The organism is Caballeronia udeis (genome assembly GCF_044909315.1).
In the GTDB taxonomy this organism is placed as follows: domain Bacteria; phylum Pseudomonadota; class Gammaproteobacteria; order Burkholderiales; family Burkholderiaceae; genus Caballeronia; species Caballeronia udeis_A.
In genome coordinates this window covers 1-21,259 of the sequence record NZ_JBIYEB010000041.1, presented here as the reverse complement: position 1 = coordinate 21,259, position 21,259 = coordinate 1, and the positions used below count along the sequence as shown (strand labels likewise).

Annotated in this window: 20 protein-coding genes; 12 read left to right on the top strand and 8 right to left on the bottom strand. The window is 61.8% G+C overall.

Annotated elements, in window-relative coordinates; genetic code table 11:
- The first annotated feature begins 5 nt into the window (after window positions 1-5).
- On the top strand, window positions 6-440 hold the full coding sequence (locus tag ABH944_RS39950) for a universal stress protein (RefSeq protein ID WP_062090854.1): 435 nt from the start codon (window positions 6-8) through the stop codon (window positions 438-440).
- Between the two features lie 161 nt (window positions 441-601).
- Here the strand turns inward: ABH944_RS39950 and aceA are convergent, their stop codons facing one another.
- The 3 genes from aceA to ABH944_RS39935 all read right to left on the bottom strand — a co-directional run bounded on the left by aceA (window position 602) and on the right by ABH944_RS39935 (window position 4,740).
- Window positions 602-1,906, bottom strand: coding sequence for an isocitrate lyase (gene aceA / locus ABH944_RS39945; protein WP_404613953.1), 1,305 nt, complete (start codon window positions 1,904-1,906; stop codon window positions 602-604).
- 382 nt (window positions 1,907-2,288) lie between these two features.
- Window positions 2,289-3,968: a DEAD/DEAH box helicase gene (locus tag ABH944_RS39940; protein WP_404613955.1), complete on the bottom strand. Its 1,680-nt coding sequence runs from the start codon at window positions 3,966-3,968 to the stop codon at window positions 2,289-2,291.
- Between the two features lie 493 nt (window positions 3,969-4,461).
- Window positions 4,462-4,740: an acyl-CoA-binding protein gene (locus ABH944_RS39935; protein WP_404613956.1), complete on the bottom strand. Its 279-nt coding sequence runs from the start codon at window positions 4,738-4,740 to the stop codon at window positions 4,462-4,464.
- 182 nt (window positions 4,741-4,922) lie between these two features.
- Between ABH944_RS39935 and tsaB the strand changes: the two genes are divergently transcribed.
- Genes tsaB through ABH944_RS39915 form a run of 4 tightly spaced genes read left to right on the top strand, consistent with a single transcriptional unit; the run spans window position 4,923 to window position 8,212 of the window.
- A complete protein-coding gene (gene tsaB, locus ABH944_RS39930) occupies window positions 4,923-5,777 on the top strand; it encodes a tRNA (adenosine(37)-N6)-threonylcarbamoyltransferase complex dimerization subunit type 1 TsaB (RefSeq protein WP_404613958.1) in 855 nt (284 codons plus the stop codon).
- Window positions 5,774-6,268, top strand: coding sequence for a ribosomal protein S18-alanine N-acetyltransferase (gene rimI, locus ABH944_RS39925; protein WP_404613960.1), 495 nt, complete (start codon window positions 5,774-5,776; stop codon window positions 6,266-6,268). Before tsaB ends, rimI begins: the two co-directional genes overlap by 4 nt.
- Window positions 6,255-7,247 (top strand): uracil-DNA glycosylase, encoded by a 993-nt coding sequence (locus tag ABH944_RS39920; RefSeq protein ID WP_404613962.1) that lies wholly within the window; start codon window positions 6,255-6,257, stop codon window positions 7,245-7,247. The genes rimI and ABH944_RS39920 overlap by 14 nt, the downstream gene beginning before the upstream one ends.
- On the top strand, window positions 7,244-8,212 hold the full coding sequence (locus ABH944_RS39915) for a DUF1853 family protein (protein WP_404613964.1): 969 nt from the start codon (window positions 7,244-7,246) through the stop codon (window positions 8,210-8,212). Before ABH944_RS39920 ends, ABH944_RS39915 begins: the two co-directional genes overlap by 4 nt.
- Window positions 8,213-8,254: 42 nt before the next feature.
- Here ABH944_RS39915 and thiD read toward each other — a convergent pair whose 3' ends face one another.
- The 4 genes from thiD to lplT all read right to left on the bottom strand — a co-directional run bounded on the left by thiD (window position 8,255) and on the right by lplT (window position 11,971).
- Window positions 8,255-9,061: a bifunctional hydroxymethylpyrimidine kinase/phosphomethylpyrimidine kinase gene (gene thiD, locus ABH944_RS39910; protein WP_404613966.1), complete on the bottom strand. Its 807-nt coding sequence runs from the start codon at window positions 9,059-9,061 to the stop codon at window positions 8,255-8,257.
- 5 nt (window positions 9,062-9,066) lie between these two features.
- Window positions 9,067-9,693 carry a thiamine phosphate synthase gene (gene thiE, locus ABH944_RS39905; protein WP_404613968.1) on the bottom strand — a complete coding sequence of 209 codons (627 nt, stop codon included), beginning with the start codon at window positions 9,691-9,693 and terminating at the stop codon, window positions 9,067-9,069.
- A 10-nt stretch (window positions 9,694-9,703) separates the two neighbouring features.
- Window positions 9,704-10,519: a hydroxyethylthiazole kinase gene (gene thiM / locus ABH944_RS39900; RefSeq protein ID WP_404613989.1), complete on the bottom strand. Its 816-nt coding sequence runs from the start codon at window positions 10,517-10,519 to the stop codon at window positions 9,704-9,706.
- 144 nt (window positions 10,520-10,663) lie between these two features.
- Window positions 10,664-11,971 carry a lysophospholipid transporter LplT gene (gene lplT, locus ABH944_RS39895; protein WP_097262162.1) on the bottom strand — a complete coding sequence of 436 codons (1,308 nt, stop codon included), beginning with the start codon at window positions 11,969-11,971 and terminating at the stop codon, window positions 10,664-10,666.
- A 517-nt stretch (window positions 11,972-12,488) separates the two neighbouring features.
- Here lplT and alr point away from each other — a divergent pair.
- From alr to ABH944_RS39880, 3 genes are all read left to right on the top strand, one after another.
- Window positions 12,489-13,559 (top strand): alanine racemase, encoded by a 1,071-nt coding sequence (gene alr / locus ABH944_RS39890; RefSeq protein WP_404613971.1) that lies wholly within the window; start codon window positions 12,489-12,491, stop codon window positions 13,557-13,559.
- A gap of 53 nt (window positions 13,560-13,612) precedes the next feature.
- Entirely contained in the window at window positions 13,613-15,001 is a 1,389-nt protein-coding gene (gene radA, locus ABH944_RS39885) for a DNA repair protein RadA (RefSeq protein WP_404613973.1), read from the top strand.
- Window positions 15,002-15,180: 179 nt separating this feature from the next.
- The gene (locus tag ABH944_RS39880) at window positions 15,181-15,444 is read left to right on the top strand and encodes a DUF2866 domain-containing protein (RefSeq protein WP_075644028.1); all 264 of its coding nucleotides are present in this window, start codon (window positions 15,181-15,183) and stop codon (window positions 15,442-15,444) included.
- A gap of 21 nt (window positions 15,445-15,465) precedes the next feature.
- Here ABH944_RS39880 and ABH944_RS39875 read toward each other — a convergent pair whose 3' ends face one another.
- Window positions 15,466-17,409, bottom strand: coding sequence for an ATP-binding cassette domain-containing protein (locus tag ABH944_RS39875; protein WP_404613975.1), 1,944 nt, complete (start codon window positions 17,407-17,409; stop codon window positions 15,466-15,468).
- A 156-nt stretch (window positions 17,410-17,565) separates the two neighbouring features.
- On the opposite strand from ABH944_RS39875, the gene ABH944_RS39870 reads away from it, so the two are divergent.
- From ABH944_RS39870 to ABH944_RS39855, 4 genes are all read left to right on the top strand, one after another.
- A complete protein-coding gene (locus tag ABH944_RS39870) occupies window positions 17,566-18,045 on the top strand; it encodes a glutathione peroxidase (protein ID WP_404613977.1) in 480 nt (159 codons plus the stop codon).
- A 358-nt stretch (window positions 18,046-18,403) separates the two neighbouring features.
- Window positions 18,404-19,201, top strand: a complete 798-nt coding sequence (locus tag ABH944_RS39865; protein ID WP_404613979.1) for a FadR/GntR family transcriptional regulator — start codon at window positions 18,404-18,406, stop codon at window positions 19,199-19,201.
- A gap of 85 nt (window positions 19,202-19,286) precedes the next feature.
- Window positions 19,287-20,999 carry an IlvD/Edd family dehydratase gene (locus ABH944_RS39860; protein WP_404613981.1) on the top strand — a complete coding sequence of 571 codons (1,713 nt, stop codon included), beginning with the start codon at window positions 19,287-19,289 and terminating at the stop codon, window positions 20,997-20,999.
- Window positions 21,000-21,024: 25 nt separating this feature from the next.
- Window positions 21,025-21,183 (top strand): hypothetical protein, encoded by a 159-nt coding sequence (locus ABH944_RS39855; RefSeq protein ID WP_404613983.1) that lies wholly within the window; start codon window positions 21,025-21,027, stop codon window positions 21,181-21,183.
- The last annotated feature ends 76 nt before the right edge of the window (window positions 21,184-21,259 follow it).

Sequence of the window (21,259 nt, the reverse complement as noted above, 5' to 3'; positions counted from 1 at the left end):
CGACCATGTTCAAGCACATTCTGGTTCCGACGGACGGATCGGTTCTTTCGCAGAAAGCCATTGATGGCGCGATCGATCTAGCCCAGTCGGTGGGGGCACGGATTACGGCTTATGCCTGCTTGCCGCTCTATCCGTATTCGCCTTTCGCCGATGTCGCCGTCGAGCCGCCTGGGGATTTTCACGAGCGCGCCGAACGGGAAGCGCGGGAGCATCTCGGCGCGGTCGAAAAGGCGGCTGCCGCTGTGGGTGTTTCCTGCAATTCCGTCACCAGCGTGGAGTCTGCGCCTTATATCGGCATTATCGATATTGCCGAGCGCGATGGCTGCGATGTGATTTTCATGGCATCGCACGGGAGAAGGGGTTTAGGCAGTTTGCTGATTGGTAGCGAGACCCAGCGGGTACTGACTCACACCAAGATTCCGGTGATTGTTTACCGGTAGGTTTTCAGGGTTCCGTGGGTGAGTGCGCATACCGCAAAGCAGAACCCGCGCATGCCATTCTGGAAACGAACTCTGATGTTGCTGATGTGCAAGCAATAAAAAAGCACGCGGTCTTTAAGCCGCGTGCTTTTTTTACGACCTACCCGGTTACCTTGGCGAGATTAAGCGACTTTCTTCTCGAAGAACTGTTCATCTTCGGTCGAGCCGTGCAACGCGGTTGTCGACGCATCTTTTTCAACCGCTTGCGTCACTGCATCGAAGTATCCCGTTCCCACTTCACGCTGATGCTTCACTGCAGTGAAACCCTTCTCAGCCGCGGCGAACTCCGCTTCCTGCATCTCGACGAACGCACTCATCTGATTGCGCGCGTAGCCGTGAGCCAGGTTGAACATCGAGTAATTCAGCGCATGGAAGCCGGCCAGCGTGATGAACTGGAACTTGTAGCCCATCGCGCCGAGCTCTTTCTGGAATTTGGCGATGGTCGCATCGTCCAGGTTCTTCTTCCAGTTGAACGACGGCGAGCAGTTGTACGAAAGCAGCTTGCCCGGGAATTCACGATGGATCGCTTCGGCAAACTTCTTCGCGTATTCCAGGTCCGGCTTGCCGGTTTCGCACCAGATCATGTCGGCATACGGCGCGTAGGCGAGTCCGCGTGAGACTGCTTGCTCCAGGCCCGGCTTCGTGCGGAAGAAACCTTCCACGGTGCGCTCGCCGGTGAGGAACGGCCGGTCGTTTTCATCCACGTCGGACGTCACCAGATCCGCCGCTTCCGCGTCCGTCCGCGCAAGCAGGATGGTGCGCGTGCCCGAAACGTCGGCAGCGAGACGCGCAGCCGTGAGTTTCGCGACGTTTTCACGCGTCGGCACCAGCACCTTGCCGCCCATGTGCCCACATTTTTTCACCGATGCCAGCTGATCCTCGAAGTGCACGCCCGCGGCGCCGGCTTCGATCATCGCCTTCATCAGTTCGAACGCGTTCAGCACGCCGCCGAAACCGGCTTCAGCGTCCGCCACGATCGGCTGGAAGAAGTCGAGATACCCTTCATCGCCCGGATTCTTGCCTTCCGACCACTGGATCTGATCAGCGCGCGTCAGCGTGTTGTTGATGCGCTTGACGACCAGCGGCACCGAATTGGCCGGATACAGCGATTGATCCGGATACATTTCGCCCGCGACGTTGGCGTCGCCGGCCACTTGCCAACCGGACAAATAGATCGCCTTCAAACCGGCCTTGACCTGCTGCATGGCCTGGTTGCCGGTCAGCGCGCCGAGCGCGTTGACGAACGGCTCTTCATGAATCGACGCCCACAATTTCTCCGCGCCGCGCTTGGCCAGCGTGTGCTCCACCGGCACTGAACCACGCAGGCGTACGACGTCCTCGGCGCTGTAGCTGCGCTTGATGCCCTTCCAGCGCGGATCCGTGTCCCATTGCTTCTGAAGTTCCTGAGCTTGTTGTTGGCGCGACATGGCGTTTCTCCTTTGATTACCTGACTAATGACTAATGGATGGTCGTCCGGTCGAGAAGCTGAAGCCGTCAGTGACGTTTCCGGTTGCTCAACTCTTATATAAGAGTCTAGGGAAGTGGAGGCTGAGGAGAAAGCGCTTTTACGGTGTTTCGATGATAAAAATTATCGTTATAAATCAATGTATTGAAGAATTAATTTCACATTAAGAAATGCCTTTCTTCATGCTGGGATGTTCTGATTTGTGCCACGCACCAACAATTTCGCCGCACAAAAGCTCATTCCACATTGTGAAATACGGGGATCGGACGAAAAAAAACCGATGCGCGAAGCATCGGTTTTTATTTAGGGGCGCGCGAGACGCCGCGCCGCACTATTGATAAGACTTAGCTGCCACGACGCGGAGCGCGCGGGCCGTCGTTGCGACGTGCTGCATAACCGTCGCGCGAACCGCCGCCGAAGCCCGAGCCGCCGTCACGCGATCCACCACCGCTACGATAGCCGTCACGCGAGCCACCGTCGCGCGAATCGCGAGCACCACCGGCGCTTGCCGGTTTGTTGCCCCAGCCGCCCGGCTTGGCCGAACCACCGTTGCCGGCACCGCCGCTACCAAAGCGACGACCGGCGCCACCCGCACCAGCGCCACCGCCCGGACGGCCACGGCCGCCAAAGCCAGGACGACCACCGCCACCACCAGCCGGAGCCGAACGACGCGGTTCAAAGCCAACGATCACGCTCACATTCAGCGGTACGCGCACGAAACGCTCGATGCGCTTCAGCGCGCCTTGCTCGGCGTGGTGCACGAGGCTGATTGCCGTACCCGTACGGCCAGCACGGCCCGTACGACCGATACGGTGAACGTAGTCTTCCGCGAATTTCGGCAGATCGTAGTTGAACACGTGCGTGATGCCGGGAATGTCGATGCCGCGAGCGGCAACGTCGGTTGCAACCAGCACGCGCACTTTGCGCTCGCGCAGTGCACGAATCGTGCGGTTACGCGCGCCTTGCGGCAGATCGCCGTGCAGTGCTGCCGATTCAAAACCAGCGTCCGACAAACGGATAGCCAGTTGGTCAGCGTCGTTCTTGGTCGCCGTGAAGACGATAGCCTGATCCAGGCCGGCGTCGCGCAACAGATGGTCGAGCAGACGATCCTTGTGATCGCGGTCGTCGACGTAATGCACGGTTTGCGCGATGTTGTTCTGCGCTTCGAGCTTTTGAATGATTTCGATGCGTTCCGGGTTCTTCAACAGGCGGCCGGTCAGCGAGCTGATCTTGCCGTCGATGGTTGCCGAGAACAGCAGCGTCTGACGCGAAGCGGGGGTAGCAGCAACAATGGTTTCGATGTCGTCGATGAAACCCATGTCCAGCATGCGGTCGGCTTCGTCGAGCACGAGCATTTGCAGTTGCGACAGGTCAATACGGCCGCGTTCCAGATGGTCCAGCAGACGGCCCGGCGTAGCAACCAGGATTTCCGGGTTCTTCGCGAGCAGCATCAATTGCTGGCCATACGCAACACCGCCGAGAATGCTGACCGTGCGCAACCGGCGCAAGTGCTTGCCGTACGTGGTCGCGGCAGCGGTAACCTGCATCGCGAGTTCACGGGTCGGCGTGAGGACCAGCATGGTCGGACGAGCGACCGGCTGGGTGCGGCGGGCCGGGCGGGCATTCGGGTCGTGCGGCTCACGCGGAGCGGCAGCCTTGGCCTTTTCGAGCTGCGAGAAACGTTCGATAGCCGGCAGCATGAATGCTGCGGTCTTGCCCGAACCGGTCGGGCTGGAAACCAGCAAGTCGCGGCCGGCGAGCGCTGCGGGAATCGCGCGCTGCTGAACCGGAGTCGGTACTTGATAGCCGGCGGCCGTCAGGGCAACAACGATCTCAGGCGACAGGCCGAGCGACTCGAAGCTCGGGCCGGTCTGCACGGCGATAGCAGCGGCGACGGGCGCAACTGAAGAAATAGGGGCGGGGATAGCGGGCGAAACAGATGCTGCCGGCGCGGCGGGTGTGTCTTCACCGAGTGCCAGTGCAGCGATGGAGTCCAGCGGGCTATGGGTGTTGCTCGAAGTCATGTCGATCCTTGAAACGGGGAATAAGGCGTGTGGCGCCAATCGGCATACCCAAGTCGTCAGATTCAGCGAGCAAAGAAGCAGCGAGCAAATCGAAAAACGGGGGCAGCTCGCAACAATAAAGGCGAGCTTTTCGTTAGAAGCTGTATCGGATTCGACAGGCCGAGGCGGCTTTGTCGTCAGCCTGATGCATGATCGGCCGAAGAAGGCCTAGCAGGGAGGGGACAGTTTCTAAACTGGATTGGAGCAAAACGCTACGAGGCGCCGCGCTGCGTGCGATGAATCGACTAAAACCACCAATTCACCCGGTCACAGTGAAGCGCAGGCAAGAGTATAGCGGCAATTGTTGCGCTGCGCCAGATTTTAAGACAGTTTGATTCATCTTACGTTTGCCGGTGTGGGGCTGCGCTTTTCCGTGGCTATCCCGCGTGTATCTGGAGAAACCGCCGAGAAAGCGCGGTGAGGCGCTCGAGCGGCCGCTGGGGCCGCCCGGCTTTTACGCCGACGCACCGCTTTTCAGCGACTCCACCAGCCCTATATATTGCTGCTTTGCGGCGTCCTGCGGTGTGCCCGCGAGCGCGCTCCACGCATCGTATTTGTATTTGCCGGCGATATCGGCGAAACCCGGCTTGTCGCCCTGCACATCGCCCAGGCTCGCTTGCTTGTAGAGCGCGTACAGGCGCAGCAGCGTGAGGTTGCCCGGACGTTCGGGCAATTCCTTGACGTCGGCCTGGGCAAGCACAAATTGCGCGTCGAGTTCGTTGATTTCGCTCATCGGGTTCTCCTGACGTGCTGGTTAAGGACTGGCGATCATAGCAAGCCGGCCGCACACGATTGTCGAGGGTTTCTTCCAGAATTTCGTTGCGGCGATGCGCTATCCGGTGCGCGCAGGCGCGCTCTGCGTCGCGCTCGCAGCCTCACGGCTCACGCGTTACGTCACGCATTACAATAGCGGCCATGACACGTACTGTTCTGCTCGCCCTCGATACCTCGACCGAATTTTGTTCAGTCGCGCTGCTGATTGCCGACCCGGCGGCCACCGCCGCGGCCGTGGTTCATGCAAGTCCTCCTCATTACTCTGCTGGCGAAGTCAGCGTCTGGTTCAGCCATGAATTGACGGGATCGGTTTCCAGCACGCGGCTTTTGCCCGCGATCCGCGAATTGTTCAATGCAGCCGGTTTGAAGCTCCCGGATTGCTCCGCAGTGGCGTTCGGCGCCGGGCCGGGATCGTTTACCGGTTTGCGCACGGCGACCGGCGTCGCACAAGGGCTTGCGTTCGGCTTGGGCGTGCAGGTGGTGCCGGTCGGCACCTTGCTCGCGTGCGCGGAGTTCGCGCGTTTGCACGAACCGTCGGCCGCGCGTGTGCTGGCGGCGCTCGACGCCCGCATGAACGAGGCGTACTGGGCGGATTTCCGCTGGGACACGGCGGCGGGCGAGTGGGGCACGGTGCAGGCGGCATCGCTTGATCAGCCTGAGGCCATTGTTCTGCCCGACGAGCCGTTCACGCTGGCGGGCAACGCGGCGGCGGCTTTCGGCGAACGGTTGCCCGTGCCGGCTGCCCCGGCATGCCGTATCGACTTCGATGCGCTGCCGCACGCGTTGCCCGTGGCGCTCGCCGGGTTGCGTGCGCTGCGTGCCGGCCGGGCGGTCGCGCCGGATCAGGCCGAGCCGGAGTACGTACGCAACAAGGTCGCACAGACCACCGCCGAACGAATGGACGCGCGTGCCGCGAAGGCTGCCGCTGCTGAAGATCAAGCTAATCACACGGACCCCGCGGTGCCGGTCGTTCACACAACGGAGCCGCTACGGTGAGCGGCGTGTTGATGGCGGATCGTTATCTGTCGCCGATGACGGAAGCCGATCTCGATGAGGTCGCCGCCATCGAGAAGCTCGCTTATGAGTTCCCCTGGACCCGTGGCAATTTCCAGGATTCGCTGCGCAATGGCTATTTCGGCGTGTGCCTGCGCCACGTCACAGGGACGCTGCTGGGTTATTGCGTGCTGATGCCGGTCGTCGATGAAATGCATCTGCTGAATCTGTGCGTGGCGCCCCAGGCGCAACACGCCGGTGCCGGGCTCACGTTGCTGCGCGAAGCGGTACGGATCTCGCGTCATCAGAAACTCGACGGCGTGCTGCTGGAAGTGCGGCCATCGAATCCACGCGCCATCCAGCTTTACGAGCGCTTTGGTTTTGCCACCATTGGGCGGCGCAAAAACTATTACCCCGCGCGGCACCGGTCGCGCGAGGATGCACTCGTCATGCGTCTGACGTTTTCAAAGGAGGCCGTGGATGGCGCTGCATAAGTCGATGCTGGAAGAGTTCGGGCTGGGAACGGTCTGGGTGAGGCGAGGGGAGGCATCGGCTGATGCTGATACGTCCGTGTCGGCGGCTGATCGATCGACGGACTCGACGGCGAGTGCGCTCGATCAAACCGCCGCCGGGGCGCAGCGTCCCGCTCCGCGTATGCCGGTCGAAGAGCAGCACGTGCCGGTGGCCCGGACAGCAGATCCAGTCGACACGCTGACAGCACTCGACGCCGCTCTTTCCGCCGCGCAGGCGAACCAGCGCAATGCGGAGCAAACACCGCCGGCAAAGACCGCTTCTGTAGAACCGCCTGTCTTCGATGACCTGCCGTGGGTCGACGATGTGCCGGCGCAACCACTGGTTGCATCGCAAGCCATTGACGACACAGCCGCCGACATCGCGACGCTCGACTGGGACACGCTGGCCGCTCGCGTCTCCGTCTGCGAACGGTGCCGTTTGTGCGAGCGGCGCACGAATTCGGTATTCGGCGTCGGTGACCGGGACGCCGACTGGATGCTGATCGGCGAAGCGCCGGGTGAGAACGAGGACAAGCTGGGCGAACCGTTCGTCGGCCAGGCGGGCAAGCTGCTCGACAGCATGCTGCACGCGGTGGCGTTATCGCGTGAGGACAACGTGTTCATCGCGAACGTGATCAAGTGCCGGCCACCCGGCAACCGCAATCCGGAACTCGATGAAGTCGCGCGCTGCGAGCCCTATCTAAAGCGGCAGGTCGAACTGGTGAAACCCAAGTTGATCGTCGCGCTTGGACGGTTTGCCGCACAGAGCCTGCTCAAGACGGAGGCGAGCATTGCGTCGCTGCGGGGCCGGGTGCACGACTATCAGGGCGTGCCGGTGATCGTCACATATCACCCGGCCTACCTGCTGCGCAGTCTTCCCGACAAAGCCAAGGCATGGGCCGACCTGTGTCTTGCCCAGGCCACCTATCGCAAGTCGGTGAAGGAAGTAGAGGGCCCGTGACGGCCGCGGACGAGATCACGCCTTTCCACGATCCCGCCGTCCGGGATCTCGCGTGGCTGCTGTTCTCGCCGGACTTGCTGAGCGCGTCGCGCGCGGGCGCGCCGCTCGCGCGTCCCGCCGTAACGCAGATCGAGCGCGAAACCACGTTGGCCTGGCTCGCCGCGCTCGATCTGGACCCCGCGGCCCTGCATACCCGGGTTCACATACCGTCGCTGACCCGGCTAGGCTTCTACGCTGAAGCGTTGCTCGAATACTTCCTGAAGCATGGCCCGCACGCACGGTTGATCGCGGCGAACATCCCGTTGCGCACGGCAGGCCGTACGCTCGGCGAAGTCGATTTCCTGCTGGAGAACCTGCGTGGCGATCGGCTGCACTGGGAGCTCGCGGTTAAGTTCTATCTCCACATCGGCGAGGGTGACGGCGCTGCTACGCTCGCTCATTATGTCGGCCCGAATCTGCAGGATCGCTTCGACCTGAAGCACGCGCGGCTCTTGAATCATCAACTGGGTTTAAGTGCGCGCGATGAGTTCGCGTCACTCGGTTTCGAAGGCCCATGGCGCGCCGAGTTGTTCGTCAAAGGGCGCTTGTTTTATCGCGACGGCGATCGTAGTCTCGGGTCGAATCTTCCGCTCGAACTAGCCGGGGACCATCTGCGCGGCTGGTGGAAAACGGCGTCGGAGTGGCGCGATTCGAAGGGAGACGGACTGTTCGCTTCGCTGCCGAGATTGGGATGGATGGCAGAGCGAACGTTATCGGCAGAAGAGGGTGAAGCGCTGCTCGAACAGACGGCGGTGTTGTCCGAGCGAGTCGCAGCACTGCCGTCGCCGATCATGGTCGCGCGTTACGAACGTTGTGAAGGTTCCGATTACTCCGGGCGCGCGACCCGCGATATCTGGCGCGAACACTCGCGCGGATTTATCGTGCCCGATGAATGGCCGGAGCGCGCCGCTGACTTTGCGGGTTAAGCATGCCTGACCCGGCCGAGCTCGCGCGTAGCAAGGCGACCCTCACCACCACCTGAAAAAATGATGCACCGGGCCAACCCCGTGCCCGACCTCCAGCCGCGCGCTCTGTTCGATCGCGCCGGTCAGATAGAGCTTGGCATCGGCGGTAGCGGTAGCGAGCGAATCGCGTTGGGGCAGCAGCGCCGCGATCGACGACGACAACGTGCACCCGGTCCCATGCGTGTTCTTCAGCGGCACGCGCGGGCCGCCGAGCCGCAGCGCACCGCTGTCCTCGATCAGCCAGTCGGGGCTATCGGCGGAACTCAGATGGCCGCCCTTCATCAACACCGCCCGCGCGCCCAACGCTCGCAGCGCTTCGCCCTGAAGCACCATCGCGTCCTCATCTTCGGCTGCTGCCACGTTCAGCAATGCAGCGGCTTCCGGCAAGTTTGGCGTGACCAGCGTCGCGAGCGGCAGCAGTTCATCGCGCAACGCCGCCACGGCGTCCGGCGCGAGCAACGCATGGTTGCTCTTGGAAATCATCACCGTATCAAGCACCACGTGCACAGGCCGATACCGGCGCAACGCGGCCGCTACCGCGCGCACGACGTCGGCGTTGGCGAGCATGCCGATCTTCACGGCATCGATGCGGATATCGTCGAAAACGGCGTCAAGCTGGGCAGTAACGAACGACGCGTCGGGCGTATGAATGGCCGTCACGCCGCGCGTGTTCTGCGCGGTGAGCGCCGTGATGACGGACAAACCGTAAGCGCCGAGTGCCGAGAACGCCTTGAGGTCAGCCTGGATTCCGGCGCCGCCGCCGGAATCGGAGCCGGCGATGGTGAGGACGTTGGGGATTGGATGGGTCATGGTCTTCAAGAGGATTCAAGCAATTGTCGCGCGGCGAGATGCGGGTCGGCAGCGGTGCAGATAGCCGATACCACCGCGATACCTCCCGGCCCCGCGCGTTTGACATCGGCGGCGTTGTGCAACTGGATTCCGCCGATAGCCACAGTCGGATGCACGGAACGCGCACACAGCGCGGCGAGTCCGTCGATACCGCACGCCGCCGACGCGTCCGGCTTGGTCAGGGTATCGAATACCGGTCCCACGCCGACGTAATCAATCGTGCTGCCCAGCGTGTTGGCGTGATCGACCTGCGTGTCATTCGATACCGACAACCCGATCAGCGCCCGCGCCCCAAGCAAGGTCCTTGCGACATCCGGCGGCAAGTCCTTCTGGCCGATATGTACGCCATCGGCGCCGGCCGCGAGCGCGACATCCACATGGTCGTTGATGATGAGCGGCACGCCATGCAGGCGTGTCAGCGGCAGCAAGTCGAGCGCGAGGTTGAGCCACGCGCGTTTGTGCCATTCAGGCGCGCGCAGTTGCACGATCGTGACGCCGCCATCGAGCGCGGCCCGCGTCACATCGAGCGCGCGTGCATGGCCGCCGCACTGGACGGGATCGAGGACAAGATACAGCGCAAGATCGAGGGTCATCCGGGCTTCATCACGCGCCGGGCGCGAGCTCACGCGACACGAGCGTGGCGGCGAACAGGTTTGCATCGAGCGATGCCAGCCGGTCGAGATAGGCGACCGCGAAACTGCCGGGCAACGCAGCGTCACGCGACGCCAGTTCTCCCGCAATGGTTGAGTAAGCGATCGCGGCGACGGTCGCGGCCCACAAGTCATCGGCTTCGGCCACGCCCACAAAAGCTGCGACCGTCGCCGACAACGCACAGCCCACGCCGGTCACGCGGGTCATCAACGGCGATCCATTCGATAACGCGACTGTCCGGCGGCCGTCGGTGACGTAATCGGTTTGACCTGTGACGGCGACCACGGCGCCTGTATTCAGCGCAAGAACCTGAGCTGCGTCGAGCGCGGCTTCGGCGAGGGCGGTGCTGTCGACGCCGCGCGCGCTCGATTCACCCCCCGACAAGCTGATGATCTCCGACGCGTTGCCGCGAATCACGGCCGGATGCGCATCGAGCAGATCGAACGCGAAGGCGGTGCGGAAACTCAACGGGCCGACCGCGACCGGATCCAGCACCCATGGTTTATGCGCGCGGTTGGCGGCTTCGACGGCAGCGCGGATCGCCTTGCTTTGCGGCAGGTCGAGCGTGCCCAGATTCACCGATACGGCGTTGGCCAGCGGGACGAATTCACCTACTTCCTCGCGCGCGACGACCATTGCGGGTGCGGCACCCAGCGCGAGGAGCACGTTGGCCGTGAAGTTCGTGACAACGAGATTCGTCAGGCAGTGGACCAGCGGCGCGCGTTCGCGCACACGCACGGCGAACGAAAAGAGATCGGCGGCGAGCATGGGCAGGGTGTGAAGAAAAGGGTAATAAGCGGGATTATCGCGCGCCGGGCGGTTCAATGCTCGGCGTGGTTTCAGGCTTTGGCGGTTTTGCTTTGTTCCGCTCAGGCGCGACTCACACGCCCTGGCCAGCCGCAAAGCCCGCGCTCAATGCCTTGATTCACCAATCAGCGCGACCGAATCGAAGGCGCGCTGATTGGCCTGATGCCGCCGCATCACGAAGTACATCATCAGGCAGACGAAGGTGCCGAACAGCACGATCACGAATTGAATCGGCACGTCGAGCCAGACGAGCACGGCATACAGGCACAGCATCACGAGCACTGACAGGTTCTCGTTGAAATTCTGCACCGCAATAGAGTGACCCGCGGACAACAGCACGTGACCACGATGCTGCAGCAGCGCGTTCATCGGCACGACGAAAAAGCCCGACAGCCCGCCGACAATCATCAGGAAGATATACGCGCAGATCAGATACCCCGGAAGATGCATGCGGCCGAAATAGATGCCCCAGTGCACAGGGAACAGATGCCTGGAATAAAACGCGAGCAGCATCACCGCGATGCCCATCACAATCCCGACCGGCAGCACGGACAGCGATTTTTTCAGCGGCACGCGCGCGGCTGCAAGGATAGCGCCTACCGCCACGCCGACCGCGATGATCGCCTGCAGGATGGCGGCCTCCGACAACGACATGCCGAGCGACACTTCGGCCCACTTGAGCACGATGAACTGCAACGTCGCGCCCGCGCCCCAGAACAGCGTGGTCACGGCAAGCGAGATCTGGCCGAGCTTGTCGTGCCAGAGCACGTTGAAACAATCGGCGAAATCGGTGATCAGTTTGAGCGGGCGATGTTCCTGCTTCGGATAACGCGCGCCGGTGTCGGGAATCCGCAGATTGAAGAGGGCCGCGACAATGTACATGAGCACGATCACGAGCATCGCGGCTTCGGCGGGGGTATCGACCTTGGGGATATGTAACTGAAGGATGTGCGAGGCAATGTGCGGACTGATCAACGCACCGCCCATGACGGTGCCAAGGATGATCGAGCCCACCGTCGTGCCCTCGATCCAGCCGTTCGCCGCGACCAGACGGTCGGCGGGCAAGAGCTCCGTGAGGATGCCGTATTTCGCCGGCGAATACGCCGCGGCGCCGAATCCGACAATGCCGTAGGCGAGCAACGGATGCGCACCGACCAGCATGGTCAGGCAGCCGACGACCTTGATCGAGTTGGTGACGAACATCACGTGGCCCTTCGGTCTCGAGTCTGCGAAGGCACCGACGAAAGCGGCCAGAACAACGTATGACAGCACAAAAAAAAGCTTGAGCAGCGGTGTCATCCAGTTCGGAGCGTGAAGATCTTTCAGCAGTGCGATCGCAGCGATCAGAAGGGCGTTGTCGGCCAGCGACGAGAAAAACTGCGCGGCCATGATGGTGTAAAAACCTTTTTTCATCTGATCCGATGCTAGTCCGCACTGCGGGTAATCCGCCCCGCTCGCACACGGCGCGCTCGTCTCTCGCGTCCGGTTTTGCGCTCAGGCTCCCGTTCAGGCAATTTCTGTTCGAAATGGGTTGTGTGCACGGCTTTATAACACGAAAATAGGCGCATTCTGCCTAGCAGTAACCTGCATGACAATTCGCAGACGTTCAGGCCGGAACGTCAACGGTCTGCAAGGCGGTGATAAGGTATTGATTCAGGTACTGATTCAGCTATTGGCCTCGCTATCGGGTATTTTCGAATTTATCACCACGTGCACGGTCTCTCATCAAGCGGCCATCATATGCAATGATTGATGCCTGACTGATCAACTCCGAGCAGCCTTGTAACGTCCCCGAATGATAATGAACCGGGCACCAATAGGGCACGATCGGCTGCCACCGTGCCGGGTTTGAAACGCAGCCTTCTCAGGCAACTCACTGTCAAGCTGCGGCCGCTCTCGCATAATCACCGCTTTTTCCAACCGAACTCCCATGCCGCGCCCCATATCCGCCACGATCCACACCGCAGCACTCGCCAACAATCTCGCTGTCGCACGCCGCCACGCGCCGAAATCCAAGATATGGGCTGTCGTCAAGGCTAATGCCTATGGCCACGGCGTGGCGCGAGCGTTCCCCGGATTGCGCGCCACCGACGGCTTCGGTCTTCTCGACCTCGAAGAAGCGGTCAAGTTGCGTGAGCTCGGCTGGGCCGGGCCCATCCTGCTGCTGGAAGGTTTTTTCCGTCCGACGGATATCGATGTGATCGATCGTTATAGCCTGACTACGGCAGTGCATTGCGATGAACAGTTGCGGATGCTGGAAATGGCGCGATTATCGAAGCCGGTGAATATCCAGTTGAAAATGAACAGCGGCATGAACCGGCTCGGTTATACCCCGGAGCGCTTCCGGGCAGCGTGGGAACGTGCGCGAGCCGTGCAGGGCGTTGGCCAGATCACGCTGATGACCCACTTCTCCGATGCCGATGGTCCGCGCGGGATCGGCCATCAACTCGAAGCGTTCGAGCGCGGCGCCGAAGGCATCGCAGGCGCGCGCAGCCTCGCGAACTCGGCGGCAACGCTCTGGCATGCGGCTTCGCATTTCGACTGGGTACGTCCCGGCATCATTTTGTACGGGGCTTCGCCGTCGGGCAAAACAGCCGATATCGCCAGCACTGGATTGAAGCCCGCCATGACGCTCGCGTCGGAGCTGATCGGGGTGCAGACGGTGCCGGCGGGGCACTCGATCGGCTACGGTTCGGTGTTCTCGGCTACAGGTCCTATGCGGATCGGCGTAGTGGCGTGCGGTTATGCGGACGGTTATCCTCGAGTGGCGCCCGAAGGCACCCCGGTTATCGTCGATGGCGTGCTGACGCGGGTTGTCGGCCGCGTCTCCATGGACATGCTGACGGTCGATCTCACTCCGGTCCCAACTGCCGGGATCGGTGCCCCCGTGGAGTTGTGGGGCACGAAATTGCCAATCGATGATGTCGCGGCAGCGTGCGGCACGATCGGCTATGAGTTGATGTGCGCAGTCGCGCCGCGTGTGCCAATGCGGGCGGAGTAGAGCGGGTTTGCGTTGAGTATCTGGATATGTAACGACGGAATTCAGGAAGGCGAGTGGCGAAAGTAGCGAAGGTCAAGACACTGTACGTATGTACCGAATGCGGCGGCCAGGCGCCGAAATGGCAAGGCCAATGTACCGCATGCGGAGCGTGGAATACGCTGGTCGAGTCGGTGGCGGAATCGCCGTCGGCGCATCGCTTTCAAGCACTCGCGAAGACCTCGCCGGTGCAGCGCTTGTCCGAGATCGAAGCGTCGGATGTGCCGCGCTTTACCACGGGCATTGGTGAATTCGACCGGGTGCTGGGCGGTGGCCTGGTGGCCGGCGGCGTGGTGCTGATCGGCGGCGACCCGGGCATCGGGAAATCCACGCTGCTGCTGCAATCGCTGGCGGAGATCGCCCGCGAGCGGCCTGCGCTCTATATCAGCGGCGAAGAGTCCGGCGCGCAGATCGCGTTGCGCGCACAGCGGCTCGGCCTGCTCGGCGATTCCGGCAACGCAGCGCCCGATTTGCGCTTGCTGGCGGAAATCCAGCTAGAGCGAATCCAGGCGACTATCGATACCGAGAGGCCGGAAGTTGCGGTCATCGACTCAATCCAGACCGTTTACTCTGAAGCGCTGACCTCCGCGCCGGGGTCGGTTGCGCAAGTGCGTGAATGCGCGGCGCAACTGACGCGGATCGCGAAGCAAACGGGTACGACCATCATCATGGTTGGCCACGTGACCAAAGAGGGCAATCTCGCCGGGCCGCGTGTGCTTGAGCACATCGTGGATACGGTGCTGTACTTCGAAGGCGATACCCATTCATCGTTTCGCCTTGTGCGCGCGTTCAAGAACCGCTTCGGCGCGGTGAACGAACTTGGTGTATTCGCGATGACCGAGCGCGGTTTGCGCGGCGTCGCGAATCCATCGGCGCTGTTTTTATCGCAGCATGAGCAGAGCGTTCCGGGTTCGTGCGTGCTGGTGACGCAGGAAGGTTCGCGGCCGCTGCTGGTGGAAGTGCAGGCGCTGGTCGATACCGCGCATGTCCCGAATCCGCGCCGTCTTGCCGTAGGGCTCGAACAGAACCGGCTTGCCTTGCTGCTGGCCGTGTTGCATCGGCACGCGGGCATTGCGTGCTTCGATCAGGACGTATTCCTGAATGCCGTGGGCGGCGTGAAGATTACGGAACCCGCGGCCGATCTGGCCGTGCTGCTCGCGATCCATTCGTCGATGCGTAACAAGGCGTTGCCCAAGGGTTTGATCGTGTTCGGCGAAGTCGGGCTGGCGGGTGAAATCAGGCCGTCGCCGCGAGGCCAGGACCGTTTGAAGGAGGCTGCGAAACTGGGCTTCTCGATCGCGCTGATTCCAAAGGCGAATGCGCCGAAGCAGCCTATCGACGGGCTGGAAGTGATCGCGGTCGACCGGATTGAAGAGGCGATCGATCGGGTGCGGTCGCTGGCCTGACATCATCCACCGCGGCGTCAGGGTCACACGGGGTTCGCCGCGAGGGCGTCGCCGATCCGTCCCTTAGTAATGTGACGTAAAAAACCGCGAGGTTCATGTAACCCACGGGGGGCGGGCTTTTTCTATCCTTGTATCGCGACAAACCCGGATACGAGCGCAAAAGGAAAAAGGACCACGCCTTGAAACACGCAGATCAAACTTTGTCTCGCCCTTCATTCCATCTGCGCGGCTGCCGTGTGTCCGCGCCCATTCAGCAGCCATGGGGCGGCGGGTGCCGGATCGTCGAGTGGATCGACGCTGAAGGGCAGATATCGCGTCGCGTAGTGGCCGAAGACGTGACCGAAGACGAGGTGGTGGCGACCATCCGGCGCCACGTGAAGGGACGCAAGCACGTACTCGTCGACGACGAAGGAATGCCGCGCCAAACCCTGCCCAGGCGTTAAGGCTGGTTGAGCAGCGGGCATTCAGCCAATCTGTTCCAGTTCCTCGTGCGCCTCGAGCCATTGCGCTTCGAGCGCTTCCAATTGACCGTTCACATCGGCCTGGCAGCGAATCGATTCAGTGAGTTTCGTCTTCATGGCAGGCTCGTAACTGGCGGCGTCGGCCACGAAAATATCGAGCTGCGCTTTCTCGGCATTCAGCTTGTCCATCTCCTTCTCGATCTTCGAAATCCGCGATTGCAGCGGCTTTTTCAAATGCGAGAGCTTCTGCCGCTCTTGTGCTTCCAGACGACGCTGCTCCTTGCGGTTCTGCCCCGATTCCAAAGAATCGTCCGCTGAACCATTGCCGTTGCCGCTTATCTCCTTGGCTGCCGCCCGCTGCTCGGCCGCGTGCTGCAGCAGCCAGTCGCGATAGTCGTCGAGATCGCCGTCGAACGGCTGCAGCCGATGTTTGGCCACGAGCATGAAATTATCCGTGGTGGCGCGCAGCAAATGGCGATCGTGCGACACCAGGATCAGCGTGCCCTCGAATTGCGCGAGCGCCATGGTCAGCGCGTGACGCGTTTCAAGATCCAGATGGTTCGTCGGTTCGTCGAGCAGAAGCAAATTGGGCTTTTGCCAGATGATCAGCGCAAGCGCGAGCCGTGCCTTTTCTCCGCCGGAAAACGGCGCGATCTTCGCGGTCGCCATCTCGCCGGAAAAATTGAACCCGCCGAGGAAATCGCGTAATTCCTGTTCGCGCGTGTCCGGAGCAAGGCGCGCGACGTGCTGGAGCGCGGAGTCATCGGGACGCAGCGTTTCGAGTTGATGCTGCGCGAAATAGCCAATCCGCAGGCCCTTACCCTCGCGCACCGTTCCGCTCAACGCTTCAAGCGTGCCCGCCAGCGTCTTGATGAGTGTCGATTTTCCCTGGCCGTTTGCGCCCAGCAGGCCGATTCGCTGGCCGTTCTGGATGGACAGCGTGACACCTTCCACGATCGGCACTTCACCCGCATCCGTGTGATAACCGCAGCGCACGGCCTCCATCACCATCATCGGGTTCGGCGCGGCATCGGGCGTGCGGAATTCGAACGTGAACGGCGAAGACGCGTGCGCCGGCGCGATGATTTCCATGCGCTCCAGTGCCTTCACGCGGCTTTGCGCCTGCTTTGCCTTGGTCGCCTGCGCCTTGAAACGGTTGATGAAGCTTTGCAAATGCTCCACCGTCTTTTGCTGTTTCTCGTACGCGCTCTGTTGCAACGCGATCTGCTGTGCGCGCAGGATTTCGAACTGGCTGTAATTGCCGCCGTACCGCTTGATTTGCCGGTTCTCCAGATGCAGCGTCACGTTGCAGACGGAATCGAGGAATTCACGATCGTGCGAGATCACGATCAGCGTTCCCGGATAACGATGCAGCCAGTCTTCCAGCCACACGATGGCATCGAGATCCAGGTGGTTCGTGGGTTCGTCGAGCAGCAACAAGTCCGAACGGCACATCAGCGCCTGCGCGAGGTTCAGGCGCATGCGCCAGCCGCCGGAGAAGCTCGTCACCGGTTCTTTCGTTTGCGCGAGCGTAAAGCCCAGGCCGATCAGCAGGGTTTCGGCACGGGCGGGGGCGGTGTAACCGTCGGCGTCGGCGAAGGCGGCGTGCGCGTCGGCTTCAGCGGCGCCGTCGTGAGCCGCCGATGCCGCCGCAATTCGCGCTTCGATGCGCCGCAATTGCGTGTCGCCGTCGAGCGTGTAGTCGAGCGCGGTGCGGTCCACGGCCGGCGTTTCCTGCGCGACGTGCGCGATTTGCCACGACGGAGGCATCGAGAAATCGCCACCGTCGGCGTGCAGATCGCCGCGCAGCACGGAGAAGAGCGTGGACTTGCCCGCGCCGTTAGCGCCGATGAGCCCCGCCTTTTCGCCAGGATTGAGCGCGAACGTAATCTGTTCGAAGAGCGGTTTGATGCCGCGGGCAAGACTGAACTGGTTGAAGCGAATCACGGCGTGGAGACCCAGGCGAGTACGGGAAAACGCTATTTTAGACCGGCGCGGGTGGTCGCCGCCGCCTCATCGACGTTGGCGCGCCGTTGGCCGTTCGGTCAGATGTTTTTTGACCCGTGTTTCGCTTAGACTGGATTTTTTCAAGCGGAGCATCGAATGAACCCTATCTACTCGTTTTCAGCGGAAACCCTCGGCGGTGAAACCGTCAGCATGGAGAGCTACCAGGGCAAGGTGCTGTTGATCGTGAACACGGCGAGCGAGTGCGGATTCACGCCGCAGTACAAGGGTTTGCAGGAGTTGTACGAACGTTACGCAGAGCGCGGCTTTGTGGTGCTGGGCTTCCCGTGCAACCAGTTCGGCAAGCAGGAACCGGGCGACGCGGCTCAAATTGGCAGCTTTTGCGAGCAGAACTTCGGCGTCACGTTTCCCATGTTTGCGAAGATCGACGTAAACGGGGCGAATGCGCATCCGCTGTTCCGCTATCTGACCGAAGAGGCGCCGGGCGTGCTCGGGACCGAGGGCATCAAGTGGAACTTCACCAAGTTCCTGGTCGACAAGGAAGGCAACGTGATCACCCGGTTCGGCTCGGTGACGAAACCGGACGCGCTTTCCAGTGATATCGAAAAATTGCTCTGACTGCTGCATTCCACTGTCGGGTCGGGTTTATTCGCGCAGGCATAGGCCGCCGGTTGGGCTGAAGACCTTACTCCCGCGTTTCTGACCGGGGCGTCCGGCCGGGCATCGCCGATCAACTGCTATTCACTGTGAGTTCCCGGGCAAGCGCCTGGACTCTCTCAGCACGTCTGTATCGCACGCGCGGGTTTCTGTCTGAGTCACCAGGAATGAAGCTCAGCGGCCCTCTGGATGGCCTGTCACGACCGACAACGGTTTCCGCTGACCTTGGGTGAGTGTGAAATTATGTCGTACATATTCGGTTTTTTGCCAATGATTATGTATGATTTAACTTCTCGACTCACATGAGCTCACCGCTTCGATGAAACCAGAAAACGCAGCCTCGCCGACCATGACGAAGCTTCATGAGGCGATCGTCGTCCATCTCGTCGACGCGATTCTTTCGGGCGCCTACCCGGTCGGCGCGAGCTTGCCGAATGAAATGGAACTCGCCACTGCGCACGGCGTGAGCCGGACGGCGGCGCGGGAGGCAATGCAGAAGCTCGCATCACTCGGCCTGATCGAGAGCAGACGGCGCAAGGGTGCGACCGTTCTTGCGCGCGAGTCGTGGAAATTGCTGGACGCGTCAGTGTTGGGCGTGGCGGTATTGCGCGTGGACGACGTGTCTTTTTTTCAGGCGCTCGTCGAGGCGCGTCTGTTGGTCGAACCACGAGCCGCCGAGCTCGCCGCGGCACGAGCGTCCGAGGATGACCTGGTTCGTATCGAAGCGTCGCTCAACGCAATGGCCAGCGAGGCGGATGGCACGCGCGGCGCGGGCTGGGCGGCAGCGGACGTTGCCTTTCACGCGGGCATTATCGAGGCGGCCGGGAATTGGGTTTTCACGCATTTGATCGGCACGGTCCGGGCTGCGCTGGACGCGGGTATTCGCCTGACCGGTGGGCAAGCGTTATCGGCGCAGGCGTCGCTGGAGCAGCATCGTGCAGTGTTCGATTCGATCCGGCGCCGCCAGCCCGCAGAGGCGCACACGGCAATGACGCGGTTGCTGCTCGCGACGCAACGTGACTTCAACGCGCTTGAGAAGACCGCGGTGCGTACAGCGGTGGCAGCCGGCGATCAGGTAACCAGCCATGCGGACTCGCAAGAACAGGACGTCGGGTAATCGCGCGTAGTCACCGAACCGGCAAGCCCATCCTTCACAACGACCTACAACAACCCACAACGGCCCTGCGCCAGGAGACAAGGACATGCGCAAACTTCGCTCGCAACAATGGTTCGGCACACACGGCAAGGATGGTTTCATTCACCGCTCGTGGATGAAAAACCAGGGCATTCCTCACGACAATTTCGATGGCCGTCCGGTGATCGGTATCTGCAACACCTGGTCGGAACTGACACCGTGCAACGCTCATTTTCGCGAGCTGGCCGAGTACGTGAAGCGCGGTGTTCGAGAGGCGGGCGGGCTGCCGCTCGAATTCCCGGTGATGTCCCTCGGCGAGTCGAACCTGCGACCGACCGCCATGCTGTTTCGCAATCTCGCATCCATGGATGTGGAGGAATCCATTCGCGGCAATCCGCTTGACGGAGTGATCCTGCTTGTCGGCTGCGACAAGACCACGCCCGCGTTGCTGATGGGTGCGGCGTCGTGCAACCTGCCCGCGCTTGCTGTATCCGGCGGACCGATGCTGAACGGCCGGTATCGCGGCAAGCCTATCGGCTCGGGCACGGGTGTCTGGCAGATGTCGGAGGAAGTGCGCGCGGGCACCATGACGCAAGAGGAATTCACTGAAGCCGAGTCGTGCATGAACCGTTCGCGAGGACATTGCATGACGATGGGCACGGCCTCCACCATGGCGTCGATGGTCGAAGCGCTGGGCATGGGCTTGCCGCATAACGCAGCCATTCCAGCCGTCGACGCCCGCCGTCAGGTGCTGGCGCATATGGCGGGCCGGCGTATTGTCGACATGGTGCACGAGGACCTCACCATGGACCGCATCCTTACGCGCGAAGCCTTCGAGAACGCGATTCGCACGAATGCCGCGATTGGCGGATCGACGAACGCGGTCGTGCATCTGATCGCGCTCGCCAGGCGCATTGGCGTGCCGTTGACCCTCGACGACTGGGAACTGGGTTCGGGCGTGCCGTGTCTCGTGAATCTCCAGCCGTCGGGCGAATACCTGATGGAGGACTTCTACTACGCGGGTGGCTTGCCGGCCGTGCTGAAGCAGCTTGGCGAACAAGGTTTGCTGCACAAGGGCGCGCTGACCGTGAACGGCAAGACGATCTGGGACAACGTGTCCGGTGCCCGCAATGACGACGAAAAAGTCATCACGCTGTTTGCCGCGCCGTTCAAGCCCAAGGCCGGTATCGCTGTGCTGAGGGGAAATCTTGCTCCGAACGGCGCGGTGATCAAACCATCGGCGGCAACGCAACATTTGCTGAAACATCGCGGCCGCGCGGTCGTGTTCGAGACCGTGGAGGAGTTGCACGCGAAGGTGGACGACGAAACGCTCGATATCGACGAGCATTGCGTGATGGTGTTGAAGGGCGCGGGGCCGAAGGGTTATCCGGGTTTCGCTGAAGTTGGCAACATGCCGCTGCCGAAAAAAGTGCTGCAAAAAGGCATTACGGACATGGTCCGTATCTCGGATGGCCGGATGAGCGGTACCGCGTATGGCGCGGTCGTGTTGCATGTGTCGCCGGAAGCGGCGGCGGGCGGTCCGCTGGCGTTCGTGCAGACCGGCGACATGATCGAACTCGATGTCGAGGCGCGCCGGCTGCATCTCGACGTGTCCGATGAAGAGCTTGAACGGCGGCGTGCGGCGTGGTCAAGGCCGGCGTCTCCCCTGCGCGGTTATGTGAAGCTCTACGTTGATCACGTGCTGCAGGCGGACGAGGGCGCGGACCTCGATTTCCTGGTCGGCGCGAGCGGTGCACCCGTGCCGCGCGACTCTCACTGAACATCGAAGATCAGGTTCAATGCATATGACTTTGAAACACGACTATTCACCCGCCGGCATCTGGCCGGTCCTCTATGCTTATTTCGATGAACACAACCAGCTTGATCGCGACGCCATGCGCGTGCAGGTCGAGCGGACCATTGCCGCGGGCGCGCCCGGCATCGTGACACTGATATGTATTTGACCTGTCCAGTGGTTTATAAAGGATTCTGGTTCGTACAATGTGTTGGTAGCAGAACGGACGGCATGCCGACGGTTGA